Source organism: Devosia sp. P3_B2, assembly GCF_056402875.1.
In genome coordinates, this window is the sequence record NZ_JBFUGO010000004.1 from 196,799 (window position 1) to 220,674 (window position 23,876).

The window sequence follows — 23,876 nt, forward strand, 5'->3', positions numbered from 1 at the left end:
AAAATCCCGCCGTCAGCTGCGGCGGGATCCCATCACTGTCACGCCGATGGCGCCGACTGGAATGACCAGCAGGAGCAGCGCGCCGATGATCGGCTGATGCGCCTCGATGAAGGCGTAGAGGGCGAGGGCAATGAACACCAACGCCACGATCGACCACTTCACGAAGGTGATGAAGCCGGTATAGGTCGCCTCGTGCTGGGCATAGTCCATCGCGGGCGGCAGTTCTTGGGTGGCAGCAGCGGCAGGTTTCTTGGCCATCAGGTCCTCGATGAAATCAGGCTTCGCGCGTCCCAACGAGAACCGGCACATGACCAGGCCGGCGTGGGACGAGCCGTGGTTTCTCATACTTTGCCGATGCACAGCTTACAAGCGCGCCGCTGGCTGACCCACCCAACATCGATGCGGCTCCCGGCCTCAAGGGCCTCCCAGAAACAAAAAGGGCCGCCCAAAAAGGGCGACCCTCTTTCAAACCACTATCGAGAGGTCAGAGTGCCCAGTTGAGGCCAACGCTGACTTGGTGGGTGTTCAAGGTGACCGGCGAGGTGGCCGCGTTCAGCGTGATATCGTGAGAGCCATAGTCTGAGTAGCGGTACAGCAAATCGATCGACAGATCGTCGGTAGCTGCAAACTCGACACCGGCACCAGCAGTCCAGCCGACATAGACTTGAGAGGCGCTGTCGGGAGGCGCATCCAGCGATACGCCTGCAACCGCGAGACCGCCCGTCAAATACGGCAGGAACGCTCCGCCATTGATGCCCAGGCGTCCGCGCACAGACCCGACCCAATCGAGGTCGACGTCGGCACCGCCGGTCACGCCAGAGATGCTGCTCCACGCAAGGTCACCAACTATACCGGCAACGATCGCCTCGGAGACAGTAAAGTTCGCGCCTACAGCGCCGCCAGCCAGCCAACCAGAGATGTCAGTATCGACACCAAACGAATTCGCGGTGCCGGCACCATAGCCGGCAAACACGCCCACGTAGACGCCATCCCAGTCGTGGGCGGCGAGAGCGGCCTCGGCAACCGGTTCATCGACGATCAAATCGGCAGCCATTGTCGAAGACACAGCAGTCGCGGCCAGCAGGCCAACGATCAACGCACGAATCATTCCAAGCTCCCGACGCCCAATTTGGTAGCCATCAGAATGCCTTCAAATGGACACAAGTCAACAAGACGTCGTCGGAGCCTCAACAGTAGTCACATAGTGTTGCAAGATAGCCGCGGAGTCTTACTGGGCACCCCTCCATGATATCGTCATCATCAACTTGGCTGCGTTGCCTCTAACTCGTTGATCAGTCTCTCAATCATCCCCAAACCAAGTGACCAGAAGCCGGGGTCGCGGGCGTCGAGGCCGAAGGGGGCAAGGAGTTCGGAGTGGTGTTTACTGCCGCCGGCCTTGAGCAATTCGAAGTAACGCTCTGCAAAACCTTCGCTCGACTTTTCGTACTGCGCGTAGAGCGAGTTCACGAGGCAATCGCCGAAGGCGTAGGCGTAGACGTAGAACGGCGAGTGGATGAAGTGCGGGATGTAGGCCCAGAAGATGTCGTAGCCCTCGTTGAGCTTGATGGCGGGCCCGAGGCTCTCGGCACCGATGTCGAGCCAGATCTTGTTGAGATCGGCCGTGGTCAGCTCGCCCTCCTTGCGCTTGGTGTGGACCTCGCGCTCGAAGGTGTAGAACGCGATCTGCCGGACCACGGTGTTGAGCATGTCTTCCACCTTGCTCGAGAGCATCGCGAAGCGCTGCGTCGGGTCGGTGGTGTTGGCGAGCATCGAGCGGAAGGTCAGCATCTCGCCGAACACCGAGGCGGTTTCCGCGAGGGTGAGCGGCGTCGGCGCCATCAGCGCGCCCTGCGGGCCGGCGAGGACCTGGTGGACGCCGTGGCCCAGCTCGTGCGCGAGGGTCATCACGTCGCGCGATTTACCGAGATAGTTGAGCATCAAATAAGGGTGCGCCGAGGGGACGGTCGGGTGCGCGAAGGCGCCGGGCGACTTGCCGTCCTTGGTCGGCGCGTCGATCCAGCCCTTTTCGAAGAACGGAGCGGCAATCTCGGCCAGCTTGGGTGAGAAGGCGCCGTAGGCCTGCATCACCGTGTCCTTGGCGCTTTGCCAGTCGTAGACGCGATCATCGCTGGTCGGCAGCGGCGCGTTGCGGTCCCAGGCGTTGAGCTGGTCCTTGCCGAACCACTTGGCCTTCATCGCGTAATAGCGGTGGCTGAGCCGCGGATAGGCGGCGCGTACGGCGGTCTGCAGCGCATCCACCACTTCGCGCTCCACCGAGTTCTCGAGGTGGCGGCTGTCGGCGATGTCCTTGAAGCCGTGCCAGCGGTCGGCGATTTCCTTGTCCTTGGCGAGGACGTTGGTGATGTGGGTGAACAGCTTCTCGTTGCCGTGCAGGGTCTTCGAAATGCCCCCGAACGCCGCCTCGCGCTTGGTCTCATCCTTGTCCGAGAGGTAGTTGAGCGTCGATTCGAGGTTCAGTTCCTCGCCGTCGACGTTGAACTTGAGGGCGGCCATCGTCTCGTCGAACAGCCGGTTCCAGGCACCTGCCCCGGTCACGGACTTTTCGTGGAACAGCTCTTCGATCTTGTCTTCGAGCTGATACGGCTTGGCCTTCCTCAGTTCGGTGAACCACGGCCGGTAGCGGCCGAGCTCGGCGCTACCTGCAAGCGCGGTTTCCAGTACGCCCTCGTCGATGCGGTTGAGTTCGAGGCCGAAGAAGATGAGGCCGGTCGAAAGGTCGGTCAGTGCCTGGCTGAGGTCGCCGAGGAACTTCACCTTGTCGGGCTCCTGGGTGTTCCGCACGTACTGAAGAAATGCGTAGGAACCGAGCTTGCCGCTGAGATCGCTCAGCGCTTCGTAGCGCTTGATCGCGTCGATCAGCTTGCCGGATTTGGCCAGCGCCTCAAGCTTGCCCTTGTAGTCGGCCTCGAAGCTCTTGGCATCGGCCTTGGCTGCCGCCAGATCAGCCTTCAACTTGGGCGAGTCGTTGCCCGTGTAGAGATCGTCGAGGTTCCACACCGGCATGTCGCCGAGCTGGTTATGGCCCCGCTGGGCCTGGGCTTCGGGGGCACGCGTCAGTTCGATCTTCGACAATTCATCACCTCGGTCTTCAAAGCGGCCGCGACCTTAGCCACCGGGCCAGCCGATGGGAAGCGGAAGGCGGATCCGGCAGGCTTAATCGCCTCTTAACCCACCCCTCCCATGCTGCTCCAAAACGGCACAGCGCGATTCGCCGCGGGCGGCGTTTCGTGCAACGAAAAGTCCTGGAGGACCATGACGCGCGTTCTGATAGTTGATGACGACCTGGTGCAATTGCGGCTGACTTCGGAGGTCGCCAACCGGGCCGGTTTCTCTGCCGTGACAGCCACCAGCGGCAGGCAGGCGCTGGAACTGCTCCACGCCGACCCCGGCATCGGCGCCATGGTTCTCGATCTGGTGATGCCCGATCTCGATGGCATGGCGGTGATGGAAGCAATGCGCCGCGACGGGCTCTCGACTCCGGTGATCGTCCAGACCGGACACTCGTCACTTGATACCGTCGTCACCGCGATGCGCCAGGGCGCTGCCGATTTCTTCGTCAAACCAGTAGCGCCGGAGCGGCTGATCATGTCGCTACGCAACGCGCTGAAGCTCGGCGAACTCGAGACCTTGGTGCGCACCGATCGCAGCCGGCTCAGCGGCACGATGGGCATTGCCGACATCGTCACCCGCGCGCCGAGCATGGACCGGGTGCTGTCGCTTTGTGCCAAGGCGGCCAAATCGACCATCCCTGTACTGATCGAAGGCGAGACCGGCGTCGGCAAGGAGCTGGTGGCACGGGTGATCCAGGGCTCGGGCGACCGGGCAGGAAAACCGTTCGTCACGGTCAACTGCGGCGCCATCCCCGCCAATCTCGTCGAGTCGATCCTCTTCGGGCATCGGAAGGGCGCGTTCACCGGCGCCACCACCGACCATGCCGGCAAGTTCATGGAAGCCAACGGCGGCACCATCTTCCTTGATGAGGTCGGCGAATTGCCGATGGAAACGCAGGTGAAGCTCCTGCGCGTCATCCAGGAGGGCGAGATTGAACCGCTGGGCGCCGACAAGCCGGTGCGGGTCAATGTGCGGCTGATCTCGGCGACCAATCGCCGGCTGCTGAACCTCACCAAAGCCGGCGCGTTCCGCGAGGATCTCTACTACCGGCTCAACGTCTTCCCGCTCTACGTGCCGCCGTTGCGCGACCGCATGGAAGACCTGCCCGTGCTGGTCGAGCACTTTATCGCCCGGCTTGCTGCAGAGGCGGGCAAGCGCATCGTCGGGATTTCGGAGCCTGCGGTGGAGCTGCTGCGCGGCTACAACTGGCCGGGCAACATCCGGCAGCTGGAGAATGCAGTTTATCGCGCCGTGGTGCTGAGCGATGGCGCCTATCTCGAGAGCGCCGACTTCCCGCAGATTGCGGCGCTCGGCGCCGGTCGCGCGGAGGCGCTGAAGCTCACTTCCAGCGTTCCGAGCCCTTCAGCCCCGGTTCACATCGACGAGGCTATCGCTCCAATACGCGAGGTTATGAGCACGAATGCGGTCGCCGACCGCTTCGTTGCGCAGAGTGGCGAGGTCGCCGCCCTTTCCGATGTCGAGCGCGAACTGATCGTGTTCGCGCTGCGCCACTACGGCTACCGCATGTCGCGGGTGGCGCGGGCGTTGGGCATCGGCAGGTCGACACTTTACCGCAAGCTGCGTGAGTACGGTTTGGACGAGGGCCTGGAGAGCGACGCCGCCTAGGAGATCGGGGCGTTAGTTGCACCAAGTCCACAGACCGAACTCACAAAATCGCGAGGAATTGTCAGCGTTAAGATTTGTGGGCTAAGCAAAATGCATATCTGGGGCAAAAGTGCCGAATCCTCCCCCTCGCACCGCCCCTTGCCAGCCCACCAGCCGGGCACGGAGTACTTAATGACTATGCTGAAGGCCTTGTTGTTGGCGGGCACGGTGGCGCTCGCATCGCCATTTGCGATCTTCACGCAAGCCTGGGCCCAGGAAACCGTGACGGTCGCCGGCATCGAAACCACCCGCATCGTCATCGCGCCGCCCAAGACCGAGTTGGCGCGGATCATCAAGGCTGGGCTCTCCCAGGCTTACGCGGCTGCCGAAAAGGGCACCCGCTCGTACCAGCAGACCCAGAAGCTCTACTTCTTTTATGGCGCTCGCCATTTCGAGCCGCTCTGGCTGACCAAGGCCGCCGACGGCTCGATCGCGTTTTCGCCCAATGCCGAAAAGATCATCGACGTCTTCAAGGCTTCCGAACTCGAAGGCTTCCGCCCCTCGGACTACCTGACGGCCGACCTCGACGTCGCAGCAGCTGGCACCGATCCGGCGAAGCTCGCCGCGCTTGAGACCGCCTTCTCCACCGCGGCGATCCGCTATGCTCAGGACGCCTTTGGCGGCCGCATCGCGCCGACCGCGGTGAACGACACCTGGACCATCACCCCCAAGCGCATCAACGAAGCCGAGATGCTGGTGAAGCTGGCCGACAGCCCGGAGCCGGACAAGGTCCTGCTCGCCCTGTCGCCCACCCAGCCGGAATTCCTTGGCCTCAAGGCCGCGCTGGCGAAGTTCTACGACGGCGCCGTGATGGACGCCGCGATCACCATTCCCGAGGGCAAGGTCCTGAAGCCGGGCATGCAGGACGAACGCGTCACGCTGCTGCGCCAGCGCCTCGACGTGCCGGAGCCCGATATTCCGGAGACCGCCGGCGCCACCGCCGCTGTCGACCTCAACTACGACGAGCCGCTGGTCGACGCGGTGAAGGCCTACCAGGAGAGCCTCGGGCTCAACGGTGACGGCGTCATCGGGCCCGCGACCATCGCGGCGCTGAATGGCGGTTCGGCCACCACCAAGGAAGACATCGTCGCCAACATGGAGCGCTGGCGCTGGGAGCCGAACGACTACGGCGACTTCCAGGTGACGGTGAACATCCCCGAGTTTCGCCTCTGGATCATGAACAAGGACGACGTCCACTACACGACGCGCGTCGTCGTTGGTCGTCCGCAGAACCAGACGCCGGTGTTCAACGACGAGATCGAGCACATCGTCGTCAACCCGTACTGGAACGTGCCGGCCTCGATCGCCACCAACGAGATCAAGCCGCATCTCCTCGCCAACCCGGGCTATCTCGCCAGCCAGAACATGGAGATGCTGTCGGGCGGCAAGGTGATCAATGCGGCCGCCGTCGACTGGACGCAGACCAACATCAACAATTTCCACATCCGGCAGCGGCCGGGCGGCGGTAATGCGCTTGGCCGGGTGAAGTTCCTGTTCCCCAACGAGCACGACGTCTACCTGCACGACACGCCGTCCAAATCGCTGTTCTCGCGATCGTTCCGCGCCTACAGCCATGGCTGCGTGCGCGTCGAGAACCCGATGGACTTCGCCGATGCGCTGTTGGCGCTCGAGCCGGAACTCAATGCCGCAAAGCTCGAGGCGATGTTCGGCGATACCGAGCGCTGGGTGAACCTCGAGACCCATATTCCGGTTCACATCTCGTACTTCACGCTGCGCGTCGATGCCGACGGCACCATCCGCTCCTACGGCGATGTGTATGGGCTGAACCAGCGGTTGAAAGACCTGCTCGCGGAATAGCGTTGAGGGCAGTTCGAGACTAGAAGTAAGGGCCGGCTGCCGCGAGGCGCCGGCCCTTTCGCATGGTGTCGCATGAGGCCAGTTGGCCAAGCGTTTACGACTGCTTAGGAATTCGGCCTTGGTTCAGCCGGATTTTCTGCCTAGAAAGCGGCACGGTGGGCGCCTTGCTTTGCTTACCCGCCGTTAGCGTTAATGTATTCTCATCGAACTGGCGCTAGGCTTTCTCGTCTACTGGGTTGCAACGGGTCGTTCGGGGCGTGTTGGGGAAACTGTTGGGATCTTGGCGAGCTTTGCCGCGGCTGTTCTTCGCCGCGACGATGGCGTTGACCGTCCTGCTGCCGCCGAGCATCGTGCCGGTGAACGCTGCTTTTGGCAGCGGTAGCAGCGCCGGCGACCGCACGCTCTACCTGCACCACACCCATACCGGCGAGACCGCCCGCTTCACCTTCAAGCGCAACGGCCAGTACGACCAGGCGGTGCTGCGGCAGATGAATGTGTTCCTCGCCGACTGGCGAACCAAGGAACCGACGAAGATGGATCCCGCCCTCTTCGACCTGCTCTGGGAAGTGTATCAGGAAGTCGGCGCCACCCAGCCCTACAACATCGTTTCGTCCTACCGCTCGCCCAAGACCAACAAGATGCTGCGCGCCAAGTCGTCCGGCGTCGCCGAGAATTCGCAGCACATGCGCGGCAAGGCGATGGACGTCTTCATTCCGGGCGTGAACCTGTCGAAGCTGCGCGCCACCGCGATGAAGCACCAGGTCGGCGGCGTCGGGTTCTATCCCACCTCCGGCAGCCCGTTCGTCCACATGGACACCGGCAATGTGCGCGCCTGGCCGCGCATGACCCGGGCGCAGCTGAAGAAGGTCTTCCCCGACGGCAAGACCCTGCATCTGCCCACCGACGGCAAGCCGCTGTCCAATGACGGCCGCGCCTACGCGCAGGCGCAGTGGACCAAGTGCCATACCGTGCCTTGTGATGGCGACTCGATCTTCGAGAGCGCTCCGGCCACCATGCTCGCCGAAAATGCCGGTGAAGCCGCGCCGATCCCTGCCATCCGTCCGCGCACGCTCGGCGGCGCCACTGTGATGCTCGCCTCGGCCGAAGAGCCGGCGCAGCGAGTGGTCCCGACGTTCGAAGTCACTGCCCCGGTCCCGGTGTTCCGCTCCAAGACCGGCAGCCAGCTGGCCGAAGCAGCCCTGCCGCCCGCCATCGACATATCGGCCTTCGAGGCCGTCGGCGCTCCGGTACCGCTGACCAAATCCGCCCGTATCCAGCTCGCCACGCGTTCGCCGCTTGGCGGCGAGACCGGCCAGACCGCGGTCGCAGCCCTCGCCGCCATCGACCAGCCGCTGCCCAAGCCGCGTCAGCTGATGAGCCCCAAGGACGAGGACATGGTCACGGCCTATGTGCCGACCAGCACCAACCCGGCCGCCGAAAAGGCGCTGCAGATGATCATCGAGCGTGAGAACGCCGTGGTCGCCAGCCTGCCCACCAAGGAACAGCTGCTCAACCCCGACGGCATCCAGACCGCATCGCTGGGCGGCGGCGATGGCTTGCCGGGGCTGAAGGGCATGTTCGACATGACCTTCAACGCGCTGACCGGCAGCGAAGCCTCGCAGCCGATGCAGGCCGCCCTCGCCGACCTTGCCTTGAGCCGCCAGCCCAACCAGAGCATTGCGCTGCGCGACATGGAGCTGGTCGCCCCGGAAATCGACCACGTCAACGACACGCTGGTGCAGCCGGTGCTGATGACCACGGCGTTCTGGGCCGAGATGACCGAGGCCGAGGGTTACCTCGAAAAAGGCACTGAACTCGGCCCGCTGACCGGCCGTGTCGCCTTCCTTCCCGACAACGCCGCAATTCCCGCTTACGACCGCTTCGTGACGGACGGTCTGCAGCTCGTCGCGGAACGCTAAAAAGCCGCGCCTTCCGGGCGTTGCAATGCCGAACCCGAGCCTCTAAGTCTCTCTTGAGAGACCGGCGCGCACCGGCGAAGGATCGGGATTTTTGGACAAGCCCCAAACACCGCTGCTTGATCAGGTATCGACCCCCGCCGACCTGAAATCGCTGTCGCGCGACGAACTTCGCCAGGTTGCCGATGAGCTGCGCGCCGAGGTGATCGACGCGGTATCCGTGACCGGCGGGCATCTTGGCGCCGGCCTCGGTGTGGTCGAGCTCACCGTTGCGCTGCACGCCACCTTCGATACTCCCAACGACCGCCTGATCTGGGACGTCGGCCACCAGGCCTATCCGCACAAGGTGCTGACCGGCCGCCGCGACCGCATCCGCACGCTGCGCCAGAAGGATGGGCTGTCGGGCTTCACCCGCCGCGCCGAGAGCGAATACGACCCGTTCGGCGCCGGGCACTCTTCGACCTCGATCTCGGCCGGCCTCGGCATGGCAGTAGCCTCGGGGCTGAAGGGCGAAAAGCGCAACGTCATCGCGGTGATCGGCGATGGCGCGATGTCCGCAGGCATGGCCTATGAGGCGATGAACAATGCCGGCGCCATGGACGCGCGGCTGATCGTCATCCTTAACGACAACGACATGTCGATCGCGCCGCCCACCGGTGCGATGCGCTCGTATCTGGCGAAGCTCGTTTCCGGCCCGTTCTATCGCGGCTTCCGCGACACGGCGAAGTCGATCACCGAAAAGATGCCCAAGCTGATCCACGAGACGGCGAAGAAGACCGAGGAGTTCGCCCGCTCGTTCTTCACCGGTGGCACGCTGTTTGAGGAGTTGGGCTTCTTCTATGTCGGCCCGATTGACGGACATAACCTGAACGACCTGCTCGACGTGCTGCAGAACGTGCGCGATGCCGAGTCCGGCCCGATCCTCGTTCACGTGGTGACCAAGAAGGGCAAGGGCTATGGCCCGGCGGAGAGCTCCGCCGACAAGTACCACGGCGTCAACAAGTTCAACGTCATCACCGGCGCCCAGACCAAGCCGCAGTCGAACGCACCGAGCTACACCTCGGTGTTTGCGCAGAGCCTGATCGAGGAAGCCAGGGCCGACGACCGCGTCGTCGCGGTGACCGCCGCGATGCCCAACGGCACCGGGCTCGACAAGTTCGCCGAGCTGTTCCCAACGCGCGTCTTCGACGTCGGCATCGCCGAGCAGCACGCCGTGACCTTCGCCGCCGGCATGGCGACCGAGGGCATGAAGCCGTTCGTTGCCATCTACTCGACGTTCCTGCAGCGCGCCTATGACCAGGTGGTGCACGATGTTGCGGTGCAGGGCCTGCCGGTGCGCTTCGCCATCGACCGGGCCGGCTATGTCGGCGCCGACGGCCCGACCCACGCCGGCAACTATGACGCCGCCTATCTCGGTGCCATCCCCGGCATGGTGGTGATGGCGGCCGGCGACGAGGCCGAACTCCGCCACATGGTGGCGACCGCCGCGGCCTATGACGAGGGCCCGATCGCTTTCCGCTATCCGCGTGGCGATGGGCTCGGCGTGGAACTGCCGCAGCGCGGAAGCGTGCTGGAGATCGGCAAGGGCCGCATCCTGCGCGAAGGCAAGTCGGTGGCGCTGGTCAATTTCGGCACGCGTCTCGGTGAGGTGATCGCCGCCGGCGAGAAGCTGATGGCCTATGGCCTCAACCCGACCATCGCAGATATGCGGTTCCTCAAGCCGCTGGACGAGACGCTGCTCGCCCGGCTGGCCAAGGAGCACGAGGTGCTGATTACCATCGAGGAAGGCGGCATCGGCGGCTTCGGCAGCCACGTCGCGACCTTCCTTGCGCGTAACGGCATGCTGGACGGCAAGCTGAAGTTCCGGCCGCTGATGATCCCTGACGTGTTCACCGAGCAGGCGGGCGTGAACGACATGTATGCCGTGGCGGGTCTGGACCGAGCCGGGATTGTCGCGACTGCGCTGACGACGCTGGGAATCGACACGGCCGCGGCGCCGCGGACGACTAAGGCTTAGGCTTAGGGGCCTCCTACCCCACCGGCCGTCATCCCGGCGAAAGCCGGGACCCAGTGCACCAGCCCATCACGACGCTGGCCGTCTCCGACCTATCGACGATGGACCGGCACGTCCCGCGTCCGGACCTGCCGTTCGAGCAGTGGGTCCCGGCTTTCGCCGGGATGACGGCCGGTGTTGGATGTGACGCTCGGGGGTTAAGCCGTGTTCAGTGCGACCTTCCACCCAAGAATCAGCTAACCACACCCCATGCAGGTCGGCATTGACATGGGTGTGGCGCAGGGTGGCGCCGAGGCAAGGCTCGATCTCGAGGAACTGCTCGCGACGCGTCTGCTCGTCCAGGGCAATTCCGGCTCCGGCAAATCCCACCTGCTGCGGCGGCTGCTCGAACAAAGTGCACCCTGGGTGCAGCAATGCATCGTCGACCCCGAGGGCGATTTCGTCACCCTGGCTGACAAGTACGGCCACCTCGTCGTCGACGCCTCGCGCAGCGAGGCTGAGCTCACCGGTATCGCCGCCCGCGTCCGCCAGCACCGCGTCTCGGTGGTGCTGAGCCTCGAGGGGCTCGATGTCGAGCAGCAGATGCGCTGCGCCGCGGCCTTCCTCGGCGGGCTGTTCGATGCCGATCGCGACTACTGGTATCCGATGCTGGTGGTGGTGGACGAAGCCCAGCTGTTCGCCCCGGCCATTGCCGGCGAAGTCTCGGACGAAGCGCGAAAACTCTCGCTGGGCGCAATGACCAACCTGATGTGCCGCGGCCGGAAGCGCGGGCTGGCCGGGGTGATCGCCACGCAGCGGCTGGCCAAGCTCGCGAAGAACGTTGCAGCCGAGGCCTCGAACTTTCTGATGGGCCGTACCTTCCTCGATATCGACATGGCCCGTGCCGCCGACCTGCTCGGCATGGAGCGCCGGCAGGCCGAGATGTTCCGCGACCTGGCGCGTGGCCATTTCATTGCGCTCGGCCCCGCCCTGTCGCGCCGGCCGCTGCCGATGGTGATCGGCGAGGTCGAGACCTCGGCGCGTTCCACCAGCCCCAAGCTGATGCCGCTGCCCGATGCGCCGGTCGACGCCAAAGAGCTGATCTTCACCCGCGCGCCGGAACCGGCACCGCGCGTCCGCCGCCCGGCTCCGCCACCGCCGCCCTCGACGAACGAGTTGCTGGAGCAACTGGTGCGCACGAAGACGCCGCGCGCGCCTGTCGACGAGACCCCTGTCGACGCGTCCGAGCGCGAGGCGGCACTCGACGGCGTGATCCGCGAGCTGCTCGAGGATCGCGACGCCTCGTTCCGCTCTGTGGCGGTGCTCTATCAGGACTTCCTGGTCCGTTGCCGCATCCGCCGCGTACCGGGCGACGTGCTGGCTCTGCCGGCCTTCCGCCGCAAGCTCGCGGTGGTCCGGGCGGGCGTCGATGCCGATACCGCCGGCTCCGAGACCTGGCAGCACGCGCTGTCGCTCTCGACGCAACTGGCCGACGACGTCCAGGGCGTGTTCCTGGTGCTGGCCCGGGCCGCTCTCGAAGGCGCCCCCTGCCCTTCCGACGCGGCGCTGGCCCGTGCCTATGGCACCCATTCGACCGGACGGGCTCGCCGCATCCTCGCCTATTTCGAGGAACGAGGGCTGCTGGTGGTGCGCATGGACCTGCGCAACCAGCGCATCGTCGCCTTCCCCGATCTGGGCACCGAAACCGGGCCGGGCAGCCCTAATGCGCCAGATCATGACGAGCGCTCGGCGGCGGAATAAGGCTTAGCCGCGCAGCAGCGGCAGGTCGGCGGGAATATTCCGCTCGCACACCAGCTTGCCATCCGAAACCGTGAGGCGAGCGTGGTGGATTGCGGTGCGCCGCGCAGCGACGTCTGGCGGCCCTTCCGCCTGGCTGCGCTCGTCCCATTCGGGATGGGTGAAGTAGTAGAGCGCCGCATGGTCGCCGACGACCTCGACATCGGCGTGTCGGACATAGCGCCGGTCCACCGGGTCCACGCCGGGCTCGCCGCCGATCAGGCCCTGCCGCTCCCAGTTGCGGGTATCAGTCGAGCGATAGACCGCCTGCCCGTGCCATTCATCGACGATGAGCCAATACCAGCCGCCGAGTTCGAAGACGTTCGGCCCTTCGTGCGGCGGGCCGTCCGGGTTGCCGGGCAGCACCTGACCCTCGACGGTCCAGTCGAACAGGTCGGGGCTGGTGGCGGCCCAGGTGCCGGAGCCCTTGGCCTCGTCCTTGTACCAGAGCCGCCACAGCCCGTCGGGACAGTGGAACACGCAGGCATCGATAACCCTGCTGCTTGATAGGGTCAGCGGGCCGACCCGTGTCCAATTCTCGAGATCGGGGCTGGTGAAATGGACGATCGTCCGGTCGAAGCCCGGCCAATCATGCGGCACGCCCGTAAGGTAGCTGAGGAACATATGATATTGCCCCTCCGCAAAGATCACCTCGGGCGCCCAGTGCGTATTGCGCTGCCCCAGGTCCGCGGGCGCATCGAGCCCGGCGACGGTTCCGCGGTAAACCCAACTGGCACCATCGTCGGTCGAGACCGCGACGCCGATGGGCGAACCGTGAATCCAGGTGAATTTGGGCCCGTCCGAGGCGGGCTGGCGATTGGTGTAGAACATCCACCATTCACCGGTGCCCGCCTTGCGGACGACCGTCGGGTCGGCGGCACCATCGGCGATCGGATCGCGATAGATCGGCGCGCTCATTGGTGCCTCCCGCCCCGGTTGGTCTTGTTACTCGTCGTCGCTGGGCGCAGCGGCCATGCCGAGTGCGGTCAGATAGAGTTCCAGCAGCGCTTCCTGCTCCATGCGCTCGGCGTGGTCCTGCTTGCGGATCGAGATGATCTTGCGCAGCACCTTGGTGTCGAAGCCATTGCCCTTGGCCTCCGCGTAAACTTCCTTGATGTCGCCGGCGATTGCGGCCTTTTCTTCCTCGAGTCGCTCGATGCGCTCGATGAAGGCTTTGATCTGGTCCTGTGCGACGCTATCGGGGGAGACGGTGGCCATAGTCGAATTCCTCTGCTTTTCGGCCCCCGTTCAACCCGTTCGGCGACGCTGGTTCAAGCTCATTCGACATCAATCCACACCGCGTGCCCAAGCAGTTTCGTAATTCCGCCAAAAGCCTCGTTTACCGGTTGACAGCGGGCGGAGCGCTGCGCACAACACCTCGCGCGCTGCAAACGATTTCAGGCATCGAATCCGGACGGTCCATTGCGCTACATCCTGGCCATCGCTGGTGTGCTCGCCGCCGCGTTCATCGCTATCACCATCTGGGTTTTCCTGCCGCGCGCTGACGCGCCGCTGAGCCCTGCCGCCGCCCAAGCCCAATCGCAGGCTCCGGCCGACCCGAACGCCGCCACCGAAGCCGGTGAAGGCAGCTTCCGCGTCTGCAACGAAACCGCCAACAAGGTCTCCATCGCCTTCGGCTATCGCGCCGAGAAGGGCTGGCAGTCCGAAGGCTGGTGGGTGGCTGAGCCCGACAATTGCGTCACCGTCTACCGCGGCGACCTCGAGGCGCGGCGCTACTACTACCTCTATGCCGCCGACGATATCAGCGGCGGGGCCTGGGACGGCAGCGTCTTCATGTGCACCCGCGACGAGACCTTCACCATCTTCGGGGTTGAGGATTGCCTGGCGCGCGGCTACGAACGCACCGGCTTCTTCGAGGTCGACACCAATAACCGCAGCGACTGGACGTTGCAGCTCACCGACGGCGAGGTGATCAGCAACGATACGGACGCCACCGAAGAGACTGTACCGCTGGAAGGCGACCTCCCCACCGACGGCGCGGCTCCTCCCGCCGACGATACTCCTACTGATGAAGGTGCACCCCTCGAATGAGACGCATGAGACGCGTGAAGATCGTCGCCACCCTGGGCCCTGCGTCCAACGATGAAGCCACGATCGAGAAGCTGGCGCGCGCCGGTGCGGACGTGTTCCGCATCAACATGAGCCACGCCAGCCACGAGCTGCTGAAGCAGACCGTCGGCTTCATCCGCAATGTCGAGGCCCGGCTGCACCATCCGATCGGCATCCTCGTCGACCTGCAGGGCCCGAAGCTCCGCGTCGGCCGCTTCGCCGACGGTGCCGTGCAGCTGGTTGCCGGCGCCAGGTTTACGCTCGATAGCTCCGAGACGCCCGGCACGGTCGAGCGCGTGTTCCTGCCGCATCCGGAAATCCTCGAGTCCGTCTCGGTGGGCGATCGCCTGCTGCTCGATGACGGCAAGCTGCAGCTGAGGGCCACCAAGGTCGGCGGCGGGCAGGTCGAGACCGAAGTGATCTACGGCGGCAAGCTGAGCGACAAGAAGGGCGTGAGCCTGCCCGACACGCTGCTGCCGATGGGCGCGCTGACCGAGAAGGACCACGCCGACCTGTTGAAGGGGCTCGAGGCGGAGGCCGACTGGATCGCGGTCAGCTTCGTGCAGCGGCCCGAGGATATCATCGATATCCGGAAGATCGTCCAGGGCCGCGCCGGCGTCATGGCCAAGATCGAAAAGCCGCAGGCCGTCGAGCGGCTCGAAGAGATCATCAAGCTGTGCGACGCCTTCATGGTGGCGCGCGGCGATCTCGGCGTGGAACTGCCGCTCGAGCAGGTCCCGGGCCTCCAGAAGCGCATGATCCGCATCGCCCGCCGCTATGGTAAGCCCGTGGTGGTTGCGACCCAGATGCTGGAATCGATGATCACTTCGCCTGTGCCGACCCGCGCCGAAGTCTCGGACGTGTCGATCGCCGTGTTCGAGGGTGCCGATGCGGTGATGCTGTCGGCCGAAAGCGCCTCGGGTATGTATCCGGTCGAAGCCGTGGCCATGATGAACAAGGTCGCCGTCGCCGTCGAAGGAGACAGCAACTACCGCGGCATCATCCGCGCCCAGGCCGCCGAGCCTGAGGCAACGGCAGCCGACGCGATCTCTGCGGCGACCCGCCAGGTGGCCGAGACGCTCGATCTGGCGGCCATCGTCACCTACACCTCGTCCGGCTCGACCGCGATCCGAGCGGCGCGCGAGCGGCCATCAAAGCCGATCCTCGCGCTGTCGCCGAACCTCAGGACCGTCCGCCGGCTTTCGGTCGTGTGGGGCATCCACTGCGTGGAATCGCCCGATGCGGTGAACCTCGAGGACATGGTCGATCGCGCCTGCGTCATCGCCTACAACGAGGGCCTCGCCCGCCCCGGCGACCGCATCGCGATCACCGCCGGCATTCCGCTGGGCACGCCCGGCGCGACCAACATGCTGCGCATCGCCTTCGTCCGCCAGGACGGCGCCGGATCCTCTTGATCCGGTCCGCTTAGGCTGTCACTTCTCGATCCCTCCCCCACAAAGGGAGGGATTTTCGTTTTCATTGATGGATTGCCCCGATGTCCAACGCCCTCGACGCCGCCCTCGCCCATGCCGATGCCCATCTCGATGACAGCGTCGAGCGGCTGAAGACGCTGGTGGCGATCAAGTCGATCTCTACCGATCCGGCCTACGCCGGCGAGGTGCGCAAGGCGGCGGACTGGCTGGCGGCGGACCTCAAGGCGCTCGGCTTCGACGCTTCGGTGCGGCCGACGCCGGGACACCCGATGGTGGTGGCACATGACCAATCGGCCAGCGGCCCGCATGTGCTGTTTTACGCCCACTATGACGTACAGCCGGTCGATCCGCTGAACCTGTGGCACACCGACCCGTTCGTCGCGACGCTGGTGAAGGGCGATGACGGCGAGACACGAATCGTCGGCCGCGGCACTTCGGACGACAAGGGGCAGCTCCTAACCTTCGTCGAGGCTTGCCGCGCCTGGAAGGCTGTGAATGGCGCACTGCCGGTGAAAGTGACGCTGTTCTTCGAGGGCGAGGAAGAGTCGGGTGGCAAGAGCCTGCCGGGCTTCCTCGAAGCCAATAAGGCCGAGCTCGGCGCGGCCGATATCGCGCTGGTCTGCGACACCGACCTGTGGAACGCTGAGACGCCGGCCATTGTCACCAGCCTGCGCGGGTTGGTGGGCGAAGAGGTGGAGATCACCTGCGCCAGCCATGACCTGCATTCGGGCATGTACGGCAACGCGGCGCGCAACCCGATCCAGGTGCTGGCCGAGATCATTGCTTCGCTGCGCAACCCCGATGGTAGCGTCGCGGTTGAAGGCTTCTACGACGATGTCGCGGAACTGCCGGCCGAGATCGCGGCACAGTGGAAGCGCCTGCCCTATGACGAGGCGGCGTTCATGCAGGGCGCGGGGTTGACGACGCCGGCCGGCGAGAAGGGCCGCTCGGTGCTGGAGCAGACCCGTTCGCGCCCGACTTGCGAAATCAACGGCATCACCGGCGGTTATACCGGGGACGGCTTCAAGACGGTGATCCCGGCCAAGGCCAGCGCCAAGATCTCGTTCCGGCTCGTCTCGGGCATGGACCCCAAGAAGATCCGCGCGGCGTTCAGGAAGCACGTGCAGGATCGCCTGCCGCCGGACGCGACGGTGAGCTTTCATGAGCACGGCGGGGCGCCGGCGGTCTCGGTGCCGACCGATGGGCCGTTCGTCGGCAAGGCGGCGGCAGCGCTGAAGGACGAATGGGGCAGCGAGGCGGCGTTGATCGGCTCGGGTGGTTCGATCCCGGTCGCGGGCGAGTTCAAGAAGACGCTCGGGCTCGACACGCTGTTGATCGGCTTCGCGCGCGACGACGACCGCATCCACTCGCCCAACGAGAAGTACAACCTCTCGAGCTTCCACAAGGGCATCCGCTCGTGGCTGCGCATTATCGCGGGGTTTGCTGGCTAAGGGCCTGATCGGCAAGGCCCGGGGGCCTTCTTCGATGTCGGCTAACCACCGGCCGGTGGAGGGGAAGGCCTATGGAATGGTCACCAACAGCAAAAGGCCCGCTTTCGCGGGCCTTTCTAGATACGCAGTCGTGAGCAGCAGCTCAGCCCTGGCGGGCCTTGTAGCGCTTGTCCACCTTGTTGATGATGTACACGCGGCCGCGGCGGCGAACGAGCTTGTTGGCACGATGGCGACCCATCAGAGCCTTGAGCGAATTGGTGACTTTCATGCCGAACCTCGGAACCAAAATAAAAACAGGCGCCGCGCGCCCTTCGAATTGGGGCTGTGATTAAGGGCAAAAGCCCCCTCTGTCAACGCCCTTGCGCCGGTTTTCCGGGCCTGCGCGATTAACCGGCCGGCAACGGCCGGGTGCGACACTGCCCGAATGCAGAAACCCAGCTTTTCCAAGCTCGACGTGCTCGTTGTCGATCCCTCCCCGCATATGGGAGCGTTGATCGGCCAGATGCTGCGTCATCTCAAGGTGCGGCGCGTCGACGAAGTGCAGAGCTCCGACGGCGCGGCCATGGCGCTGCAAACCCACCGCTTCGGCGCCATCATGCTGAACGACATATTGCAGCCGATGAACGGCATTGCGCTGGTGAAAGCGCTGCGTGCCGCGTCCGCCGGCCTCAACCGCGACACGCCGGTCCTCATGATGTCATCCAACCCGGATGCGACCGAGATCGCGATGGCGCGCGACGCCGGCGTCACCGAGTTCCTGCGCAAGCCCTTCGCCGCCCAGCAGATCGAGGCCCGGCTGGCCTCCGTCCTTGCGGCACCGCGCGAGTTCATCGAGGCCAGGACCTTTGCCGGTCCTGACCGCAGGCGGAAGCGTGCCGGCTTCAAGGGCGACGAGCGCCGGACTAAGCGCCCGGCTTGAGGTCGAGCTCCGGCCAGCGGATGCAGGCGACGAGCCGGCCGCCTGGCAGCGTCTCCAGCGGCGGCCTTACCTTGGCGCAACCCTCGATCGCATAGCGGCACCGCGTCCGGAACGTGCACCCCGATGGCTGATTGATCGGCGAGGGGATCTCGCCCACCAGCCCTTCGATGGTCCGTTGTCGCGCCCGTTTCGGATCGGGAATCGGCACTGCCGTCAGCAGCGCACGCGTGTAGGGGTGCTTGGGATCGTCATAGAGGTCGTCGCCATCGGCGAGCTCGACCACCCGGCCGAGATAGAGCACGAGTATCCGGTCGGAGACGTGCCGCACCACGCTCAGGTTGTGCGAGATGAAGATCAGCGTTAGCCCGAACTCGTCCTTGAGATCGCTGAGGAGGTTCAGGATCTGCGCCTGGATCGACACGTCGAGCGCCGACACCGGCTCGTCGCAGACGATCAGCTTGGGCTCGCTGATCAGCGCCCGGGCAATGCCGATGCGCTGCGCCTGCCCGCCCGAAAACTCGTGCGGATAGCGGTTGATCATTTCAGGCAGGAGGCCGACGGCCTCCATGGTCCGCAACACGCGCTCGCGCCTGCCCTTAGCGTCGATCTCGGGCATCAGGGTGCGCAGCGGATCGGCGATGATCTCACCCACGGTCATGCGCGGATTGAGCGAGGCCAGCGGATCCTGGAAGATGATCTGCAGATCGCGGCGTTTCTTCCGCATCTCTTCAGCCGGCAGCTTGCTGATGTCCTGCCCGAGCCAAAGGACGCGGCCCTCGTCGGGGGTCAGCAGTTGCAGGATGCAGCGGCCCAAGGTCGACTTACCGCAGCCGCTCTCGCCCACGATGCCGAGGGTTTCGCCGCGCTTGACGGTGAAGTTGATGTCCTGCAGGGCGCGCAGCTGGAAGGGCTTGGCGAACAGTCCGGCCGAGATGGAGAAGCTCTTCGAGAGATTCTCGACCTTCAGGAGGTCTTCGGTGCGATCGAGCATCACGCGACCTCCTCGTATTTGAGTTCGCCCTGATACCAGCATGCCTTTTCGCGCACGTCCTCGACTGGCAGCAACGGCGGCCGTTCCTCGAAGCAGCGCTCGAAGCGGAAGGCGCAACGCGGATGGAACGCGCAGCCGCGCGGCAGGTGCTCTAGGCTGGGCGGCAAGCCCTGGATTGGGTCGAGCCGCTTGGCCCGCTTGGCGACGTGCGGCGTCGAGTGCAAGAGGCCCAGCGTGTAGGGGTGGCGCGGATCGTAGAACAGCGTGTCGGTCGGCCCCTTTTCGACGCAGCGCCCGCCATACATCACCATCATCCGATCGGCGACGCCGGCGACGACACCCAGATCGTGGGTGATCAGCACCAGCGCGGTGCCGAAATCGTTGGTGAGGTTCTTGAACAGGTCGAGCATCTGCGCCTGCACGGTCACGTCGAGCGCGGTGGTCGGCTCGTCCGCGATCAGCACCTTGGGCTTGCAGAGCAGTGCCATGGCGATCATCACGCGTTGCCGCATGCCGCCCGACAGTTCGTGCGGGTAGGCGTTGGCGCGCTTGACCGGTTCAGGAATGCCGACCCGCTCCAGCATCTCGATGACGGCGCGATAGGCCTTCTCATTGTCGTAGCCCTGGTGGCGCACCAGCACTTCGGCGAGCTGCGTCTTGACCCGCAAAGTCGGGTTCAGCGAGGTCATCGGATCCTGGAAGATCATCGCGATGTCTTTGCCGCGATGCCTGTCCAAGCGGTCCACCGGCATGCCTATCAGGTTGACGTCACCCAGCATGGCGCGGCCGGAGGCTTTGCCGTTCTTGGCGAGCAGGCCCATGATGGAGAGGAAGGCCTGGCTTTTGCCCGACCCGCTTTCGCCCACGATGGCGAGCGTTTCGCCCTCGGAGAGGGTGAAATCGAGATCGGAAACTGCCTTCACTTCGGAATCGTGGAGGGCGAACGTTACGTCGAGATCGTCGACGACAAGCACATCGGCCATGTCTATCGGTCCTTGGGGTCGAGAGCGTCACGCAGGCCGTCGCCCAGATAGGACAGGCAGAGCAGCATGGTGACGAGGATGGCGGCCGGGGTGAAGAGCATCCACGGCAGGGCTTCGGCAACCGGCGCGCCGAACGAGATCAGCGTACCGAGCGAAGTCTGCGGTTCCTGCACGCCCAACCCGAGATAGGAGAGGAAACTCTCGGTGATGATGATCTCGGGGATGGTGAGCGTGGCGTAGATCACCACCGGGCCGGTGAGGTTCGGAACGATGTGGCGGAAGATGATGGTGAAGGGCCCTGCCCCACCCGCCTTCGCCGCTTCGATGAACTCGCGCTGCTTGATCGACAGCGTCTGCCCACGGACGATGCGGGCCATGGTGAGCCATTCGAGGCAGCCGATGCCGACGAATAGCAGCACGGGCGAGCGCCCGAAGATCACCACCAGGATGATGACGAACAGGATGTAGGGCAGCGCGTACATGATATCGACGAAGCGCATCATGACGGCGTCGATCTTGCCGCCGAAATAGCCCGCGATGGCGCCGTAGAGGATGCCGATCACCACCGACACGACGGTAGCGACGCCCGCCACCAGCAGCGACATCTGCGTGCCCTGGAGCGTACGTGCCAGCATGTCGCGGCCGTTCTGGTCGGTGCCGAAATAGTGGCCCTTGGCCCAGTCGGGCGGCTTGCGGATGCCGGCCCAATCGATCTTGTCGTAAGCCCAGGGCAGGAAATAAGGCCCGACCAGCGCGAACAGCACGATGGCCGTGAGCACGAAGATCGAGACCAGCGCCGCCTTGTTGTTGAACAGCCGGCGCAACGCGTCCTGCGTCAGCGACCGGCCCTTAGGGGCCTCGGCGGCGAGCGCATCGGCGTAAGCGGTGAGGGCCGCGTCCTTGCCAGTAATCCCGGCCATCAGCGGTACCTCACCTTGGGATCAAGCCAGGCGTAGAGAACGTCGACGATGAGGTTCAGCGCCAGGATGATGAAAACGTAGAGAATGGTAGTGCCCAGCACGAGCCCGTAGTCGCGGTTGAGCGCGGCGGTGATGAAGTACTTGCCGATACCGGGCAGCGCGAACACCTGCTCCACCACCAGCGAGCCGGTGAGGAGGTAGGAGAGCCCTGGCCCGAGATAGGAGACCACCGGCAGCAGTGCAGGCTTCAGCGCATGACGCGCGAGGATCAGGCGGGTGCCGAGCCCCTTCGAGCGGGCGGTGCGGACGTAGTTGGTGCCGAGCACCTCGATCATCGAGCCACGCACCAGCCGGGCGACGCGTCCGCCATGCGGCAGCGCCAGAATGAAGATCGGCAGCACGAGGTGGATGAGCGAGCCCGGTTGATAGCCGCCCACCGGCAGCCAGCGGAGGTACACCCCGAAGAACAGCTGCACGAGGTTGGCCATCAGGAAATTGGGGATGATGATGCCGACCAGGACGATGGCGACCAGCAGGTAATCCGGCCACTTGTTCTGGTTCACCGCCGCAACCGCACCGGCGACCATGCCGCCGATGGTGCCGACGACGAAGGCGGAAAAGCCGAGCATCAGGGTAAAGGGCAGCCCGATGCCGATAAGCCGTGATACCGAGAAATCCTCCATCACCATGGATGGACCGAAATCGCCGCGGAACACCCCACCCAGGTAGATGAGGTACTGCGTGATCAGCGGCTGATCGAGATTGTAGTGGGCCCTGAGGTTCTTCATCACGTCGGGCGGCAGCGCGCGCTCGCCGTCGAACGGCCCGCCGGGCGCCAGCCTGAGGATGAAAAAGCAGACGGTGATCGTGATCAGGACGATCGGGATAGCCGTCAGCACGCGCCTGAGCGCATATCCGAACATGTTGTGTGTGACCTTTCCCGCCAGCCCGCGGGGAGCGCCGTAAGCCGGCGGCAAAAATACAATCTGGGACCGCGGGTTTTGCCCGCGGTCCCCGTTGAGCCGGTTACTCCGACTTAGTCATCCAGCGGACACGGTTGATGTCCTTGGCATTGTCTTCGAAGCCCGTGATCTTGGGCGAGACGACGTTCTTGGACACGTACCAGTAGATCGGGATTGCCGCGAACTCGTCCATCGCCAGGGCTTCAGCCTGATGCAGCAGGTCCGAGCGCTTCACCAGATCCAGTTCCTTCGAGGCCTGGGTCAGCAGGTCGTCGAACTTCGGATTGGAGTAGCGGCCGTAGTTGTTGCCCCAGTTCATCACGCCATCCTGCGTGGTGCCGGTCTTGAGCAGGTCGAGCGTGTTGCTGGCATCGGAATAGTCGAGCAGCCAGCCGGCGCGGCCGACATTGAAGTCACCGGCGCGCAGTGCGTCGTAGTGCACGGCGGTCTCGGCATTGAACAGCTCGATCTGCACGCCGATCTGCTTCCACATGTCGGAGATGGCCACGGCGATGCGCTGGTGGTTCTCGTTGGTGTTGTAGCGCAGCTGCAGCTTCAGCGGGTTTTCCGGAGTGTAGCCGGCTTCCGCCATCAGCTTCTTGGCTTCTTCGACGCGTTGGTCATAGGGCCACTCTGCCCAATCGGGCGAGTACGGCACGCCTTCGTAGTTGGCAGTACCATTCGGGACCCAGCCATAGGCCGGCAGTTCGCCGGTGCCGAGCACATCCGGCCCGATCACGTCACGCAGCACGGCGAGCGAGAGCGCCTTGCGAATGTTGACGTTGTCCAGCGGCGGCTTCGACTGGTTCAGCACGTAGTAGTAGATGCCGAGGAACGGCGCGACGTGTGCCTGGCCGGGATAGTTGTCCTGCAGGAACTTGTACTGGTCGGCCGGGAAGTCGGTGAGGATATCGAGCTCGCCCGCGCGATAGCGGTTGAGCGCCGCGGTCAGGTCCTCGGTGTTGTCCCAGCGGACCTCATCGATCTTCAGGCTGTCCTTGCCGTAATAGGTGTCGGACTTCACGCCGCGAAGGTACGAGCCGGGCACCCACTCGACGAGCTTGTAGGGGCCATTGCCGACGATGTTGTCGGGCTGCGTCCACTGGTCGCCGAACTTCTCGATGATGTCCTTGCGGATCGGATAGGCGGTGTAGTGGGTCAGCGCCTGGAGGAAGAACGGGGTCGAGGCTTCGAGAGTGATCTCGAGCGTCTTGTCGTCGATGGCCTTGACGCCGAGCTGGCTGAAATCGGTGATCTCACCGCCGGCAAGCTTGGACGAATTCTTGATCGGGAACTGCAGGTAAGCGTATTCGGCGGCAGTCTTGGGGTCGAACAGACGCTGGAAGGCGTCGACCCAGTTCTGCGCGGTGACCGGCACGCCGTCGGTCCAGTTGGCGTCGGCGCGGATCTTGAAGGTATAAACGAGGCCGTCATCGGAGATCGTCCAGGACTCAGCCTGGCCGGCAATCGCGTCGGCATGCGTATCTTCGGCCATCAGGCCTTCGTACAGCTCGCCGATGATCCGGTTTTCCCAATCGCCGGATGCCTTGTGCGGGTCGAGCGAGCCGGGCTCGCTGCCATTACCCAGGTTGAGCGTCACGGCCTGCGCCGCGCTCCCCATGAACAGCGCTAACGCGCCGGCGGCCGCGACCGCTTTCAGGACCCCAATTATTTTCATTCTTGTCCCATCTCCTTGAACAGACGTTTCCTGACGGGCTTGGCGATTAGCATGCCATGCCTCATTTTGGCCGGACTGGTCGAAACCGCCCGATTGGGTACGGACCCTAGGGCATCGGGTTTTCGCTGACAAGCGGGACATTGACGTA

Annotated in this window: 20 protein-coding genes; 9 read left to right on the forward strand and 11 right to left on the reverse strand. The window is 64.6% G+C overall.

Annotation, left to right across the window (positions count from 1 at the left end; translation table 11 throughout):
- Positions 1–12: 12 nt before the first annotated feature.
- The 3 genes from AC1DV8_RS08240 to AC1DV8_RS08250 all read right to left on the reverse strand — a co-directional run bounded on the left by AC1DV8_RS08240 (position 13) and on the right by AC1DV8_RS08250 (position 3,024).
- Positions 13–258 (reverse strand): aa3-type cytochrome c oxidase subunit IV, encoded by a 246-nt coding sequence (locus tag AC1DV8_RS08240; RefSeq protein WP_477157107.1) that lies wholly within the window; start codon positions 256–258, stop codon positions 13–15.
- Positions 259–484: 226 nt separating this feature from the next.
- Positions 485–1,108 carry an outer membrane protein gene (locus tag AC1DV8_RS08245; RefSeq protein WP_477149880.1) on the reverse strand — a complete coding sequence of 208 codons (624 nt, stop codon included), beginning with the start codon at positions 1,106–1,108 and terminating at the stop codon, positions 485–487.
- Between the two features lie 152 nt (positions 1,109–1,260).
- Entirely contained in the window at positions 1,261–3,024 is a 1,764-nt protein-coding gene (locus tag AC1DV8_RS08250; RefSeq protein WP_477157171.1) for a M3 family oligoendopeptidase, read from the reverse strand.
- Positions 3,025–3,273: 249 nt separating this feature from the next.
- Between AC1DV8_RS08250 and AC1DV8_RS08255 the strand changes: the two genes are divergently transcribed.
- From AC1DV8_RS08255 to AC1DV8_RS08275, 5 genes are all read left to right on the forward strand, one after another.
- Positions 3,274–4,758, forward strand: a complete 1,485-nt coding sequence (locus AC1DV8_RS08255) for a sigma 54-interacting transcriptional regulator (protein ID WP_477157108.1) — start codon at positions 3,274–3,276, stop codon at positions 4,756–4,758.
- A gap of 171 nt (positions 4,759–4,929) precedes the next feature.
- Entirely contained in the window at positions 4,930–6,615 is a 1,686-nt protein-coding gene (locus tag AC1DV8_RS08260) for a L,D-transpeptidase family protein (RefSeq protein ID WP_477157109.1), read from the forward strand.
- Positions 6,616–6,887: 272 nt separating this feature from the next.
- The gene (locus AC1DV8_RS08265; protein ID WP_477157110.1) at positions 6,888–8,534 is read left to right on the forward strand and encodes a peptidoglycan L,D-endopeptidase MepK; all 1,647 of its coding nucleotides are present in this window, start codon (positions 6,888–6,890) and stop codon (positions 8,532–8,534) included.
- Positions 8,535–8,625: 91 nt separating this feature from the next.
- A complete protein-coding gene (dxs, locus tag AC1DV8_RS08270) occupies positions 8,626–10,548 on the forward strand; it encodes a 1-deoxy-D-xylulose-5-phosphate synthase (RefSeq protein WP_477157111.1) in 1,923 nt (640 codons plus the stop codon).
- Positions 10,549–10,794: 246 nt separating this feature from the next.
- The gene (locus tag AC1DV8_RS08275) at positions 10,795–12,285 is read left to right on the forward strand and encodes a helicase HerA domain-containing protein (RefSeq protein WP_477157112.1); all 1,491 of its coding nucleotides are present in this window, start codon (positions 10,795–10,797) and stop codon (positions 12,283–12,285) included.
- A 3-nt stretch (positions 12,286–12,288) separates the two neighbouring features.
- Here AC1DV8_RS08275 and AC1DV8_RS08280 read toward each other — a convergent pair whose 3' ends face one another.
- Positions 12,289–13,239, reverse strand: a complete 951-nt coding sequence (locus tag AC1DV8_RS08280; protein ID WP_477149886.1) for a family 43 glycosylhydrolase — start codon at positions 13,237–13,239, stop codon at positions 12,289–12,291.
- 27 nt (positions 13,240–13,266) lie between these two features.
- Positions 13,267–13,539, reverse strand: coding sequence for a DUF2312 domain-containing protein (locus AC1DV8_RS08285; RefSeq protein WP_299639417.1), 273 nt, complete (start codon positions 13,537–13,539; stop codon positions 13,267–13,269).
- Between the two features lie 204 nt (positions 13,540–13,743).
- Here AC1DV8_RS08285 and AC1DV8_RS08290 point away from each other — a divergent pair, with 204 nt between their 5' ends.
- The 3 genes from AC1DV8_RS08290 to AC1DV8_RS08300 all read left to right on the forward strand — a co-directional run bounded on the left by AC1DV8_RS08290 (position 13,744) and on the right by AC1DV8_RS08300 (position 17,275).
- Positions 13,744–14,373, forward strand: a complete 630-nt coding sequence (locus tag AC1DV8_RS08290) for a DUF1036 domain-containing protein (RefSeq protein ID WP_477149887.1) — start codon at positions 13,744–13,746, stop codon at positions 14,371–14,373.
- Complete coding sequence (gene pyk, locus AC1DV8_RS08295; RefSeq protein ID WP_477157113.1) at positions 14,370–15,806, forward strand: pyruvate kinase; 1,437 nt, start codon at positions 14,370–14,372, stop codon at positions 15,804–15,806. Before AC1DV8_RS08290 ends, pyk begins: the two co-directional genes overlap by 4 nt.
- Positions 15,807–15,886: 80 nt before the next feature.
- Positions 15,887–17,275 carry a M20/M25/M40 family metallo-hydrolase gene (locus AC1DV8_RS08300; RefSeq protein WP_477157114.1) on the forward strand — a complete coding sequence of 463 codons (1,389 nt, stop codon included), beginning with the start codon at positions 15,887–15,889 and terminating at the stop codon, positions 17,273–17,275.
- Positions 17,276–17,417: 142 nt separating this feature from the next.
- On the opposite strand, the gene ykgO is transcribed toward AC1DV8_RS08300, so the two are convergent.
- Complete coding sequence (ykgO, locus tag AC1DV8_RS08305; RefSeq protein ID WP_055046235.1) at positions 17,418–17,543, reverse strand: type B 50S ribosomal protein L36; 126 nt, start codon at positions 17,541–17,543, stop codon at positions 17,418–17,420.
- Positions 17,544–17,699: 156 nt separating this feature from the next.
- Between ykgO and AC1DV8_RS08310 the strand changes: the two genes are divergently transcribed.
- Complete coding sequence (locus AC1DV8_RS08310; RefSeq protein ID WP_477157115.1) at positions 17,700–18,194, forward strand: response regulator; 495 nt, start codon at positions 17,700–17,702, stop codon at positions 18,192–18,194.
- On the opposite strand, the gene AC1DV8_RS08315 is transcribed toward AC1DV8_RS08310, so the two are convergent.
- The 5 genes from AC1DV8_RS08315 to AC1DV8_RS08335 all read right to left on the reverse strand — a co-directional run bounded on the left by AC1DV8_RS08315 (position 18,178) and on the right by AC1DV8_RS08335 (position 23,728).
- On the reverse strand, positions 18,178–19,185 hold the full coding sequence (locus tag AC1DV8_RS08315; protein ID WP_477149891.1) for an ABC transporter ATP-binding protein: 1,008 nt from the start codon (positions 19,183–19,185) through the stop codon (positions 18,178–18,180). The genes AC1DV8_RS08310 and AC1DV8_RS08315 overlap by 17 nt on opposite strands.
- Entirely contained in the window at positions 19,185–20,168 is a 984-nt protein-coding gene (locus tag AC1DV8_RS08320) for an ABC transporter ATP-binding protein (protein WP_477157116.1), read from the reverse strand. Before AC1DV8_RS08320 ends, AC1DV8_RS08315 begins: the two co-directional genes overlap by 1 nt.
- A 2-nt stretch (positions 20,169–20,170) precedes the next feature.
- Positions 20,171–21,088: an ABC transporter permease gene (locus tag AC1DV8_RS08325; protein ID WP_477157117.1), complete on the reverse strand. Its 918-nt coding sequence runs from the start codon at positions 21,086–21,088 to the stop codon at positions 20,171–20,173.
- Positions 21,088–22,011, reverse strand: coding sequence for an ABC transporter permease subunit (locus AC1DV8_RS08330; RefSeq protein WP_477149894.1), 924 nt, complete (start codon positions 22,009–22,011; stop codon positions 21,088–21,090). The genes AC1DV8_RS08325 and AC1DV8_RS08330 overlap by 1 nt, the downstream gene beginning before the upstream one ends.
- Before the next feature lie 103 nt (positions 22,012–22,114).
- A complete protein-coding gene (locus AC1DV8_RS08335; protein ID WP_477157118.1) occupies positions 22,115–23,728 on the reverse strand; it encodes a peptide ABC transporter substrate-binding protein in 1,614 nt (537 codons plus the stop codon).
- Positions 23,729–23,876 lie beyond the last annotated feature (148 nt).

Excerpts from the sequence above, each read along its gene's own strand:
- AC1DV8_RS08240 (WP_477157107.1), bottom strand. The coding sequence starts at position 258 with ATGGCCAAGAAACCTGCCGCTGCTGCCACCCAAGAACTGCCGCCCGCG.
- AC1DV8_RS08245 (WP_477149880.1), bottom strand. The coding sequence starts at position 1,108 with ATGATTCGTGCGTTGATCGTTGGCCTGCTGGCCGCGACTGCTGTGTCT.
- AC1DV8_RS08250 (WP_477157171.1), bottom strand. The coding sequence starts at position 3,024 with ATGCCGGTGTGGAACCTCGACGATCTCTACACGGGCAACGACTCGCCC.
- AC1DV8_RS08255 (WP_477157108.1), top strand. The coding sequence starts at position 3,274 with ATGACGCGCGTTCTGATAGTTGATGACGACCTGGTGCAATTGCGGCTG.
- AC1DV8_RS08260 (WP_477157109.1), top strand. The coding sequence starts at position 4,930 with ATGACTATGCTGAAGGCCTTGTTGTTGGCGGGCACGGTGGCGCTCGCA.
- AC1DV8_RS08275 (WP_477157112.1), top strand. The coding sequence starts at position 10,795 with ATGCAGGTCGGCATTGACATGGGTGTGGCGCAGGGTGGCGCCGAGGCA.
- AC1DV8_RS08280 (WP_477149886.1), bottom strand. The coding sequence starts at position 13,239 with ATGAGCGCGCCGATCTATCGCGATCCGATCGCCGATGGTGCCGCCGAC.
- AC1DV8_RS08285 (WP_299639417.1), bottom strand. The coding sequence starts at position 13,539 with ATGGCCACCGTCTCCCCCGATAGCGTCGCACAGGACCAGATCAAAGCC.
- pyk (WP_477157113.1), top strand. The coding sequence starts at position 14,370 with ATGAGACGCATGAGACGCGTGAAGATCGTCGCCACCCTGGGCCCTGCG.
- AC1DV8_RS08300 (WP_477157114.1), top strand. The coding sequence starts at position 15,887 with ATGTCCAACGCCCTCGACGCCGCCCTCGCCCATGCCGATGCCCATCTC.
- ykgO (WP_055046235.1), bottom strand. The coding sequence starts at position 17,543 with ATGAAAGTCACCAATTCGCTCAAGGCTCTGATGGGTCGCCATCGTGCC.
- AC1DV8_RS08310 (WP_477157115.1), top strand. The coding sequence starts at position 17,700 with ATGCAGAAACCCAGCTTTTCCAAGCTCGACGTGCTCGTTGTCGATCCC.
- AC1DV8_RS08315 (WP_477149891.1), bottom strand. The coding sequence starts at position 19,185 with ATGCTCGATCGCACCGAAGACCTCCTGAAGGTCGAGAATCTCTCGAAG.
- AC1DV8_RS08320 (WP_477157116.1), bottom strand. The coding sequence starts at position 20,168 with ATGGCCGATGTGCTTGTCGTCGACGATCTCGACGTAACGTTCGCCCTC.
- AC1DV8_RS08325 (WP_477157117.1), bottom strand. The coding sequence starts at position 21,088 with ATGGCCGGGATTACTGGCAAGGACGCGGCCCTCACCGCTTACGCCGAT.
- AC1DV8_RS08330 (WP_477149894.1), bottom strand. The coding sequence starts at position 22,011 with ATGTTCGGATATGCGCTCAGGCGCGTGCTGACGGCTATCCCGATCGTC.
- AC1DV8_RS08335 (WP_477157118.1), bottom strand. The coding sequence starts at position 23,728 with ATGAAAATAATTGGGGTCCTGAAAGCGGTCGCGGCCGCCGGCGCGTTA.